Origin of the sequence: Noviherbaspirillum sp. (assembly GCF_036846085.1) — a bacterium.
In the GTDB taxonomy this organism is placed as follows: Bacteria; Pseudomonadota; Gammaproteobacteria; order Burkholderiales; family Burkholderiaceae_D; genus Noviherbaspirillum.
This window is the reverse complement of the sequence record NZ_DAIUCO010000197.1, coordinates 1-10,330: the sequence shown is the minus strand read 5'-3', so window position 1 is coordinate 10,330 and position 10,330 is coordinate 1. Positions and strand designations below refer to the sequence as shown.

The window sequence follows — 10,330 nt, the reverse complement described above, 5'->3', positions numbered from 1 at the left end:
CGGGAAGCGAAATAAACTCGCCTGCGGCTCAGACAAATTTCGCTTCTTCATCCGCTCGGGGCGCCACTTTCCCGGCAGCGTCCAAGCGGAATTCAACAACCAAAGCCTTTAAGCGCGGGCTAGGTCGTTGTCGCATTGATTATTGAAATGCACAACCCCTCACGCTACCCGCAACCCACCCTCCAGCAAATGCGGTTCCAGAATCAACCTCTCCTTGCCCGTCAGCAGCAGGAAATGCTTCCCGGTGCAGCGTGCAAGCAGCGACATGCCGAGCTTGTCGGCGACCATGTGTCCCATCTGGGTGGTGCCGGAGCGGGAGAGCAGGAAGGGGATGCCCATCTGCGCGCCTTTGATGACCATTTCCGATGTCAGCCGGCCGGTGGTGTAAAAGATTTTGTCGTCGCCGCCGATGTCGTCCAGCCACATGCGGCCGGCGATCGAGTCGACGGCGTTGTGGCGGCCGACGTCTTCGACGAAGTACAGCAGGTCGCCGTCCGACGAGAACAGCGCGCAGCCGTGTACCGAGCCTGCCTGCTTGTAGATCGATTGCTGCACGCGGATGGTGTCGACGATCTTGTACAGCGTCGATTGCTTCAGGCGTGCGTCGGGGGAGAGGGTGATAGTGTCGATTTCATCCATCAGCCCGCCGAAGACCGAGCCCTGGCCGCAGCCGGTGGTGACGACTTTTTTCGACGTCCGTTCTTCCACGTCGGCAATGCCGTTGCGGGTGGTGACGGCAACCGCTTCCACTTCCCAGTCGACCTGCACCGATTCGATCTCGTCGATGGACCGCACCAGCCGCTGGTTGCGCAGATAGCCGAGCGTGAGGGCTTCCGGCGCGCCGCCCAGGGTCATCAGGGTGACGAGTTCGCGCTTGTCGACATACACGGTGAGCGGACGCTCGGCCGGGATCGAGATGGTGGACAGGCGGCCGCGCTCGTCCATCACTTCGACTTCCCTGGTGAGAGGGACGGTTGCACTGGAAAGAAGAGGGCGGCGTGACATGGCGAATCGCTTTATTCCGGGTCTGGCATGGCGACCGGCATCGCCATGCATCGTGCTGCGTGGTTTCCTGCCTTACTTCTTCGTCTCGGCAGCCTGGGCCGGTTGGGCCTGCTGGGTCTGCTGACCCGCCGCCGGTACCGGCTTGGCATCGGCGACGCCGACCTGGGTTGCCTGCTGTGCCGCCACGTAGGGGCCGGGATCGGTGCATGCCGGGACTTCCGGCCCGCCCTTGATGCTCACGTTCTTGGTCTTCGCATAGTGCGCCGCGACCTTGTCCTGCGACAGGCAGAGCTTGTAGGCGGCGACCTTGTCGCCCCACGCCGCCTTGTCTTTGGCGGCCGCTGCCGCCGCTGTCGCTTCCGGGGTCGGCGGTGGCAGTTTTGCCTGCGCCGCGCCGCAAATTGCAAGGGCGATCAAGCCGAACGACAACTTCTTCATGTGCGGTTCTCCTTCAGGACCGTTGGGCGGTTGGCGATGGATTCCTTCGTGCGCATGCGCGGGATCTCGCCGTTTTCGATTTGCTGGTACCACAGGTCATGGTGTTCCTTGGCCCAGGTCTCGTCGACATAACCGGTGCGCATTGCCTGATATGCACCTTCCATGCCGATCGTGCCGATGTAGATATGGGCAAACGACATCGCGGTGACCAGCGTTGCCGAACTCAAGTGGATGATGTTGGCCACCTGCATCATGCTGCGGTCGTATTGCAGGCCCGGCACGATCATGTTGAGCACGAAGCCGGAGGTGCTGACCACCAGGCCGAGCAACACCACGCCGAACCAGAACCACAGCTTTTCACCGGCATTGAAACGCCCGGCGCTGACATGGCCCTTGCCGACCGCGCCGCCGAGACGCTTGATCCACTCGATATCGGTCGCATGCGGCAGGTTGTCCTTCACGTAGATCACGAAGAAGACGAGGGTCGATACGGTAAACAGCGGTCCGACGAAGTTGTGGATGTTCTTGCACGCATAGGCCAGCCAGCCGAACAGCGTGTGGCCGAACACCGGCAGCAGCACGTACTTGCCGAACAGCATCGCGATGCCGGTGATCGCCAGCACGACGAAGCTGATCGCCATCGTCCAGTGGGCGATCCGCTCCACCGAGGTGAAGCGTTCGATCAGGCGGCCGGTGCGGGGATGCTGCAGCTTGATCGATCCCTTCAGCAGGAACATGCCGGCGATGCCGGCGATCGCCAGGATCAGCAGCCAGCCGCCGATCTGGGTCAGCGGCCCGTTGCGGTATTGCCGCCATGCCTCGCCGGCGGTGACGGCCTGCGCCTGGCCCGGGAACTGCGCCTTCGGCTGGATCAGGACGCCGGCTTCCGGATACGGCAGGCTGGAATAATTTTCCGTGCCTTCCTTGATGGTGCGCCACACCGGCGCATTATTGCCCGGCTGGACGATGGCGCGCTCGGCCTGGCTTTGCTTGAGGATATCGACCGATTCGACATTCGGTGCGGCCGGCGCCTGCTGGGCGACGGCCGGTGCCGCCGACATCGTCAGGACCGACAGTCCGATGGCAAGACTGGCAAACCATGTTTTCATGATGTTTCCCTCTGCTCGTGCGGCGGCGTCACATGCCCGTACGCCGCGACAAGCGTTCAGTTGCTTTTGACGTACTCGTTCTGCTGCTGCGAACGGGTGCGGAGCTGGGTTTCCCATGCCGTCTTGTCGCCGGCGGTCCAGCCTTTTTCCATATAGGCGTTTTTCGCGCCTTGCCATGGCGCGCTGTCGCCCCTGCTGCCCGTGGTTTGCTCCTTCTCGCCGCAGCCGGCCAGGACGACCAGCGATGCGGATGCCAGCAAAAGTTTCATCATGATTTTTTCCCTTCCGTACCATTCGCCGGCACAGTCCCGTTTGCCGGCGCATTCGGCGCCTTGCCGTAGGCGGTACCCCAGCCCCACACTTCGCTGCCCTTGCCACGGCGCAGTACGCGGGTGCGGAAGATGTCGGCGATCGCGTCGCCGTCGCCGCCCAGCAGCGCTTTGGTAGAACACATTTCCGCGCAGGCCGGCAGTTTGCCTTCGGCCAGGCGGTTGCGGCCGTATTTATCGAATTCCGCCTTCGTGCCGTTTTCTTCCGGGCCACCGGCGCAGAAGGTGCACTTGTCCATCTTGCCGCGCAGGCCGAAGGCGCCGTTGGACGGGAACTGCGGTGCGCCGAACGGGCAGGCATACGAGCAGTAGCCGCAGCCGATGCAGGTGTCCTTGTTGTGCAGCACCACGCCTTCGTCGGTACGGTAGAAGCAGTCGACCGGGCAGACCGCCGCACAGGGTGCATCGGAGCAGTGCATGCAGGCCACCGAGATCGATTTCTCCGCGCCGATCACGCCGTCGTTGACGGTCACCACCCGACGGCGGTTCACGCCCCACGGGACTTCATGCTCGTTCTTGCAGGCGGTGACGCAGCCATTGCATTCGATGCAACGCTCCGAGTCGCAAATGAATTTCATCCGTGCCATGTTTGTCTCCTCAGCGTTCTATCGATCAAGCGGTAAAACGCTCGATATTGCAAATCGTGGTCTTGGTTTCCTGCATCATGGTCACCGAGTCGTAGCCGTATGTCGTCGCCGTATTGACCGCCTCGCCGCGTACCACCGGCGCTGCGCCTTCCGGATAGGAATCGATCATGTCCTTGCCCTGCCACCATCCGGAGAAGTGGAACGGGATGAATGCGGTATCGGGACCGACGCGCGGCGTCACCAGCGCCTTCACCTTCAGCCGGGCGCCGGTCGGTGTCGACACGATCACGAACTCGCCGTTGCGGATGCCGCGATCGGCCGCCGCTTTCGGATTGATCTCGACGAAGTTTTCTTGCTGCAGCTCGGCCAGCCACGGATTGGACCGGGTTTCCTCGCCGCCGCCCTCGTACTCGACCAGTCGTCCCGAGGTGAGGATGATCGGGAATTTCTCGGCCAGCTTGGCTTCGACGTTCTTGTCCTGCACCGACTTGAACAAGGTCGGCAGGCGCCAGAAGGCCTTCTTGTCCTCGTGCGTCGGGTACTTGGCGACGAGGTCCGGCCGGGTGTTGTACAGCGGCTCGCGGTGCAGCGGCACCGGGTCGGGGAAGTTCCACACCAAGGCGCGCGCTTTCGCGTTGCCGAACGGATGCACGCCATGCACTTTCAGGCAGACGCGCTGGATGCCGCCGGACAGGTCGGTCTTCCAGTTCTTGCCTTCGGCGGCCTTCTGCTCGGCCTCGGTCAGGTCGCCCCACCAGCCGAGCTTTTTCAGCAGGACGTGATCGAATTCCGGATAGCCGGTCGTGATGTCGGCGCCGACCGAATGCGAGCCGTCTTCCGCCAGCAGGTTCACGCCCTCGCGCTCGACGCCGAAGTTGGCGCGGAAGTTGCCGCCGCCGTCCATCACATGCTTGGTGGTGTCGTACAGGTTCGGCGAGCCGGGATGCTTCAATTCGGCATTGCCGTAGCAGGGCCAGGGCAGGCCGAAGTAATCGCCGGTCATGTCATAGCCGGTTACCGGATCCTTGCCGCCCTTGCACTTGAGCGTCTTCACGTCGAACAGGTGCATGTTCCGCATGTGCGCCTTCAGGCGCTCCGGCGACTGGCCGGTGTAGCCGATGGTCCATGTGCCGCGATTGATTTCGCGCAGCATGTCTTCCGGTTCCGGTTCCATCATGCCGCCCTTGCCGGGCACCAGCTTGATCTTCGCAACGAGTTCCTTGCCGAAGCCGAGCTTCTCGGCCAGCTGGTACATGATCATGTGGTCGGTGCGCGACTCGAACAGCGGCTCGATCACTTTCTCGCGCCACTGGATCGAACGGTTCGAGGCCGTCACCGAACCGGAGGTCTCGAACTGGGTTGCCGCCGGCAGCAGGTACACCGCGCGGTTCGGGTTCAGCTCCTGGCCGTCCACCTTCATCGCCGCCATCGCCGCCGTGGCGGACGGATAGGGGTCGATCACCACCAGCAGGTCGAGCTTGTCGAAGGCCTTCTTCATGTCGAGGCCGCGCGTCTGCGAGTTCGGCGCATGGCCCCAAAACACCATCGCCTTGACGTTGCTGTCCTGGTCGATCAGTTCATTCTTTTCCAGCACCGCATCCACCCAGCGCGACACGGTCGTGCCGGATTTCTCCATCATCGCCTGCGATACGAACTGCTTCTTGATCCATTCATAGTCCACGCCCCACACCGCCGCCCAGTGCTTCCAGGAGCCTGTGGCCAGGCCGTAGTAGCCGGGCAGCGAATCGGGATTCGGGCCGACGTCGGTCGCGCCCTGCACATTGTCGTGGCCTCGGAAGATGTTGGCGCCGCCGCCGGAAACGCCGATGTTGCCCAGCGCCAACTGCAGGATGCAGGAGGCACGGACCATCGCATTGCCGATCGTGTGCTGGGTCTGTCCCATGCACCAGACGATGGTGGATGGACGGTTCTTGGCCATGGTCTCGGCGGCCTTGTAGATCTCGGCCTCCGGCACGCCGGAGACTTCCTCCACGCGGTCCGGCGTCCACTTCATGATTTCTTCCTTCACCTTCTCCATGCCGTAGACGCGGTCATTGATGTACTTCTTGTCTTCCCAGCCGTTCTTGAACACGTGGTAGGCGATACCGAACAGCACGGCGACGTCGCTGCCGGAGCGGAAGCGGATGTACTGGTCGGCCTTGGCGGCGGTGCGGGTGAAGCGCGGATCGCAGACGATCATCTTGGTGCCGGTTTCCTTCGCATGCAGCATGTGCAGCATGGACACCGGGTGCGCTTCCGCAGCGTTGGAACCGATATACAGTGCGGCTTTCGAATTCTGCATATCGTTGTAGCTATTGGTCATCGCGCCATAGCCCCAGGTGTTCGCGACGCCGGCCACCGTGGTGGAGTGGCAGATGCGGGCCTGGTGGTCGGTATTGTTGGTACCGAAGAACGACACGAACTTGCGCATCAGCGCCGCCTGTTCGTTGTTGTGCTTTGACGAGCCGACCCAGAACACCGAATCCGGTCCGCTGGTCTTTCGCATGTCGAGCAGCCTGGCGGAAATTTCGTTGAGCGCCTGGTCCCAGCTGATGCGCTGGTATTTGCCGTTGACCAGCTTCATCGGGTACTTCAGCCGGTACTCGCCGTGGCCGTGCTCGCGCAGCGCCGCACCTTTCGCGCAGTGGGCGCCGAGGTTGATCGGCGAATCGAATACCGGTTCCTGGCGCACCCAGACGCCGTTCTCGACGATGGCATCGACAGCGCAGCCGACCGAGCAGTGGGTGCACACGGTGCGCTTTACTTCGATCTTTCCGCCGCCTGCGCCGGCCGCACTGTCGGCCGCCTTGGCTTTCTGAATCAAGCTCAACTGGGAAGCGGCGATGCCGGCCCCGACGCCGATGCCGGAACGCTTCAGGAACGTTCGTCGGTCCATGGTCGGCAATGCGCGCGACAGGGTCTGGCTGAGGCTGGATGAAAAACGATTAGGCGAGCGCTGGCCTGACTGGCCCTTGCGAGTCAACAGCATGGTTGTCCCCTCGACGGTTGACGGTTAAATGGTGGTGGTGCGGTAGTATTTTTTGACGTGTTCCGTCATTCGGTAGCCGGTACCCGCCGGTTTTTCCGGGGCAGGTTCTGCGACGGCGGCGGTGACGGCTTTGGGGGAAAGTTTCGCTGCGATGCCTGCGGCTGCGACTAATCCGAGACCGGCGAAAAAACTTCTTCTTGCAATCTTGCTCTGCTCTGCCATGGTTGTCTCCTAAGTGGCATGAGTAATCTGTCGTTACTTTCTTATGTAGTTCAAGTTAGCACAATCTTTCCGGCGCGTGTATTGCAGTGCAATATGCGGCGGATCCCTCGTCGTGCGATATATTGGTGCAGAGTAACACTATATTGTTCAGTTTAGTGTGGCTGGCTGTGCGGTTGAAAAAATTTCATGCTTCACACCATAGCGGCCAAGTTCCCGCCCCCTAGCAGGGGGAGGGTTAGGGTGGGGGTAGTGAGGTCGAGCTATTGCATGCGTTGGCGCAACCTCACTACCCCCATCCCAACCTTCCCCCTGCAAGGGGGAAGGAGCCGGTTCGCTCACAACCTTTTATAGTGAAGTACAAACATTACGCCATATCAAACGCCTGCATCTCCACTTCAAAAAAACTTTTCGCCAGCCGCGCCACCGGGCCATAAAAACGCGTCCCCGGATGCGCTGTCACCGCGTCGCACATCTGCAGCACCCAGGGCTGCATGTGGTTCGCAAAGAACTGCTTTTGCGTTGCGATATTGGCATGCAGCGGATCGTCCGACGCGATCAGGTAGCGCATGACTTCGCACAGCGATGCGACATGGTCCTCGCTCTCCGGCACGCGTTCATCCCGTTGCAGCCCGAGGTTCGCGAGGTCGGTGCGCAGCGCCGCCAGCGGTTTTTCCATCAGAAAGCCGGACAGGTAGAAGGACCCGTACAGCATCACTTCCGGTTTGCCGACGCCGAGGAAAAGCGCCTCATATTCTTCCCTCACCGATTCTGCCCGCGCAAGCTTGCATGAAGCTGACAGCTCCGCCCATGACTGTTCAAGCACGCCCTCGCCCTCGCTGCGCGCCGACGCGATCGTGTCGAGGAGCTGCTGTGACGGCGGCGCATAGAACAGGGTGGCCAGCAAGCCATAGAGGTCGGCGCGGGCGGTTTCCTCGCCCTGGTCGGGCGCTTCGAATTTCAGGGGCTGGGCACTGGTCATGTGTTTGTCGGTCGCGTTATGTAAGTTAGCGCTTCAGGTCCACGATCGTGGTTTCCCGCTTGTTGTCCATCATGTCGATCACCCGGCAGTCGGAACACATCTTGATGCGGTCGATATTGCCGGCGAAGGCGCCGTGCATGGACAGCTTCGAAACCATGTTCTCGATCATCTGCAGCGTGCCGAACGGTTTCTGGCAACGGATGCAGTGATACGGCTGCGCTTCGTTCAGCACCACCGCCTGCTTCGCCGTGTCGGCCAGCAGCAGGCGCGGCGTCAGGGTAATCGCGTTTTCCGGGCAGGTTTTCTCGCACAGTCCGCACTGCACGCAGTTGCGTTCGGTCAGCCGCAGCTGCGGCATGTTGGCGTTGTCGGTCAGCGCCGATTCGGGGCAGGCGCCGACGCAGGACATGCACAGCGTGCAGGCGCTCTTGTTGACGTTGATCGTGCCGTAGGGAGACGCTGCCGGCAGGGCGATCTCCACCGGTTTCTGCGGCGCGGATTTCAGCAGGTGATCGAGCGCGAAATCGAGCGTGCTGCGCTTGTCCGGCGCGAGGTTGAACGTGGCGCGCTGCCCCAGTACCTGTGCCGGCTGCATGGTGTGCAGCGCAACATCGAGTGCTTCCGGCGTTGTGGCCCGGATCAGTTGCACATGGGTGCCGGCATAGCCCATCCCGGAAAGGATGGCCTGTGCTACGCCGATCTGCGCCGCGATGGCATCCAGGTATTGCGGTGCTTCCTCATCGGTGGCGAGGATGGCGATATTCGTCGCCCCGTATGCGATCGCCGCCAGCCATACGTCGATGCCGGTGGAGGCGGTATGGTGCAGGTCGACAGGCATCATGCGTGCCGGCAAGCCCCTGATCGTCCCGCCCGCCTTGGCCAGCCGTCCGGCCTGCCCGATCAGCGCCGCGCCGCCGGCCTGGCTGTGCAGCAGCAGTGCCGGTTGCGTGCCGCCGGCCCTGGCGTAGGTGGTCAGCAAGGTTTTCAGGCGCGTGCCGAGATCGGTCGCACGCGGATAGGTGTAACTCAGCGCGCCGGACGGACAGACGGTGGTGCAGGCGCCGCAGCCGACGCACAGGTTCGGATTGACCTTGATGTGGTTGCCGTTATGGCCGATGGCGGCGGCGGAACACACCTCGATGCAGGCGTTGCAGCCGATCTGGGTGTTGCGGCTGTGCGCGCACAGCTTGTCCTTGTAGTTGAAGAACTTCGGCTTGCTGAACTGGCCGACCATCTGCGTCAGTTGCAGAGCAGCTTCCGCCTGCTTCGTCTCGCTCGCGCCCGGCGCGAAATAACCCTGCGGCGGCTGGTGCAGGCTGATCAGCGGCCGGTCGGACAAATCGAATATCAGGTCGAAATCGCCGTCGCGCCTGTCCGCCTCGCGGCTGAAGTCGATCGCCCCGATGGCGCCGCATGCCTTCACGCAATCGCGATGGGAGCGGCATTTGTCGAGGTCGATCTGGTAGTTGAAGTCGATCGCGTTTTCCGGGCAGACATCGATGCAGGCGTTGCAGCGGGTGCAGGTTTCCAGGTCGATCGGATTGATCTGTTCCCAGCGCACCTTGAATGCGCCCAGCCAGCCGTCTATCTGGATACGGTCGCCGGAGAACACCGGAAAAACCCGTTCCTGCCACACCGCGTTGCCGGACTGGCCGGTGGTGAGCAGCACGCTGACGTCGAGCTGGCCATTCAGTCGCCTCGCCCACGCCATCACCCTGTCCGAAGGACCGATCAGCAGCACGCTGCCGCCCGAATCGTATTCCACCGTCGGCACGGGTTCCGGGTCGGGCAGCGCGCCCGCCGCCAGCAGGGCCGCCATCTTCGGCAGCGACTCCTTCGCTTGCGCGCCCCAGCCGCCGGTCTCGCGGATGTTGACGAAGCGCAGCGGCGCTACCGATTGCTTTTGCTGCGCCAGCTCGCCGAACAGCGCCTGCTCCTGGGTGCAGGCAACGACGAGGTTGTCGACGCCGTCGAGCGCCTGCAGGTAAGCGCCGACTTCGCGCCGGCATAGCTGGCTGGCAACCTCCAGCGGTCCGCTGCCGAGCGCGGCACCGAGCTTCTCCCCGGCGCCGGCATCGAGCGGCATGGTGCGGTTGCAGTTACATACTTTGAATTGGGTTGTCATCGTCGGGCTTCGTAGGTGATTCGGGCGGTGGTACATCGTCCGCCGGTGCTGCGGCGGCATCGTCGGCCGAAGCCGCCGCCATGTCGGGTTCCGCCTGGGCGGATGGTTCGTCGACCGGCGCTTCCGGAGGCGCGACGTCTTCCAGCAGGCGCATCAGCGGTTGCTGGAATTGCGACAGCGGATCGAGCAGGCCCTTGGCGTGATTCAGCATCGCCAGCATTTCCGGCGGAATCGGCTCGAACTTGCTGTAATCGTCGATATAGATGTCGAGGCCATCCATGACATTGAAATGCGGATCGGTGAACAGCTTTTTCATCGCCGAGCGGCGAATATCTTCATCGACGCCCTTGGCGACGAAGCGGGTGAAATCGGATTCCGGCGTCAATGCGGCCACGTCTTCAATCGTCGGCGGCGGCAGGTCTTCCTCGGGCAGTGGCGTTTCCGCAGGTGCAACCTGCTCGGTCTGCACCGGCTCGGATGCGCTGTCCGCCTTGCGCTTGGACCAGCGGGCAAAAAAGCTTTCAGCTTCCACTGCCGCCTCCTTCCG

10 protein-coding genes are annotated in these 10,330 nt (G+C 62.5%); all 10 read right to left on the bottom strand.

What is annotated here, in order from left to right; translation table 11 throughout:
• Positions 1 to 159: 159 nt before the first annotated feature.
• Positions 160 to 1,005 (bottom strand): formate dehydrogenase accessory sulfurtransferase FdhD, encoded by an 846-nt coding sequence (locus V7080_RS19220; RefSeq protein WP_334190006.1) that lies wholly within the window; start codon positions 1,003 to 1,005, stop codon positions 160 to 162.
• Between the two features lie 72 nt (positions 1,006 to 1,077).
• Entirely contained in the window at positions 1,078 to 1,443 is a 366-nt protein-coding gene (locus tag V7080_RS19215; protein WP_334190005.1) for a hypothetical protein, read from the bottom strand.
• On the bottom strand, positions 1,440 to 2,552 hold the full coding sequence (locus V7080_RS19210) for a formate dehydrogenase subunit gamma (RefSeq protein ID WP_334190004.1): 1,113 nt from the start codon (positions 2,550 to 2,552) through the stop codon (positions 1,440 to 1,442). Before V7080_RS19210 ends, V7080_RS19215 begins: the two co-directional genes overlap by 4 nt.
• 56 nt (positions 2,553 to 2,608) lie before the next feature.
• A complete protein-coding gene (locus tag V7080_RS19205; RefSeq protein WP_334190003.1) occupies positions 2,609 to 2,824 on the bottom strand; it encodes a hypothetical protein in 216 nt (71 codons plus the stop codon).
• Positions 2,821 to 3,468 carry a formate dehydrogenase FDH3 subunit beta gene (gene fdh3B, locus V7080_RS19200; protein ID WP_334190002.1) on the bottom strand — a complete coding sequence of 216 codons (648 nt, stop codon included), beginning with the start codon at positions 3,466 to 3,468 and terminating at the stop codon, positions 2,821 to 2,823. The genes V7080_RS19205 and fdh3B overlap by 4 nt, the downstream gene beginning before the upstream one ends.
• Before the next feature lie 25 nt (positions 3,469 to 3,493).
• Positions 3,494 to 6,457: a formate dehydrogenase subunit alpha gene (locus V7080_RS19195; protein WP_334190001.1), complete on the bottom strand. Its 2,964-nt coding sequence runs from the start codon at positions 6,455 to 6,457 to the stop codon at positions 3,494 to 3,496.
• Positions 6,458 to 6,481: 24 nt separating this feature from the next.
• A complete protein-coding gene (locus tag V7080_RS19190) occupies positions 6,482 to 6,679 on the bottom strand; it encodes a hypothetical protein (protein ID WP_326859855.1) in 198 nt (65 codons plus the stop codon).
• A 364-nt stretch (positions 6,680 to 7,043) separates the two neighbouring features.
• Positions 7,044 to 7,658, bottom strand: a complete 615-nt coding sequence (locus V7080_RS19185; protein ID WP_334190000.1) for a TorD/DmsD family molecular chaperone — start codon at positions 7,656 to 7,658, stop codon at positions 7,044 to 7,046.
• Positions 7,659 to 7,683: 25 nt separating this feature from the next.
• Positions 7,684 to 9,783 carry a 4Fe-4S dicluster domain-containing protein gene (locus V7080_RS19180; RefSeq protein ID WP_334189999.1) on the bottom strand — a complete coding sequence of 700 codons (2,100 nt, stop codon included), beginning with the start codon at positions 9,781 to 9,783 and terminating at the stop codon, positions 7,684 to 7,686.
• Positions 9,758 to 10,330 (bottom strand): DUF3306 domain-containing protein (locus tag V7080_RS19175; protein WP_442947254.1); only part of this gene is annotated, 573 nt, incomplete at its 5' end. The genes V7080_RS19175 and V7080_RS19180, both read right to left, overlap by 26 nt.

Bases quoted from the DNA above. Each gene is read 5' to 3' on its own strand.
- V7080_RS19185 (WP_334190000.1), bottom strand. From the start codon at position 7,658: ATGACCAGTGCCCAGCCCCTGAAATTCGAAGCGCCCGACCAGGGCGAG.
- V7080_RS19205 (WP_334190003.1), bottom strand. From the start codon at position 2,824: ATGATGAAACTTTTGCTGGCATCCGCATCGCTGGTCGTCCTGGCCGGC.
- V7080_RS19215 (WP_334190005.1), bottom strand. From the start codon at position 1,443: ATGAAGAAGTTGTCGTTCGGCTTGATCGCCCTTGCAATTTGCGGCGCG.
- V7080_RS19210 (WP_334190004.1), bottom strand. From the start codon at position 2,552: ATGAAAACATGGTTTGCCAGTCTTGCCATCGGACTGTCGGTCCTGACG.
- V7080_RS19190 (WP_326859855.1), bottom strand. From the start codon at position 6,679: ATGGCAGAGCAGAGCAAGATTGCAAGAAGAAGTTTTTTCGCCGGTCTC.
- V7080_RS19195 (WP_334190001.1), bottom strand. From the start codon at position 6,457: ATGCTGTTGACTCGCAAGGGCCAGTCAGGCCAGCGCTCGCCTAATCGT.
- V7080_RS19220 (WP_334190006.1), bottom strand. From the start codon at position 1,005: ATGTCACGCCGCCCTCTTCTTTCCAGTGCAACCGTCCCTCTCACCAGG.
- V7080_RS19180 (WP_334189999.1), bottom strand. From the start codon at position 9,783: ATGACAACCCAATTCAAAGTATGTAACTGCAACCGCACCATGCCGCTC.
- fdh3B (WP_334190002.1), bottom strand. From the start codon at position 3,468: ATGGCACGGATGAAATTCATTTGCGACTCGGAGCGTTGCATCGAATGC.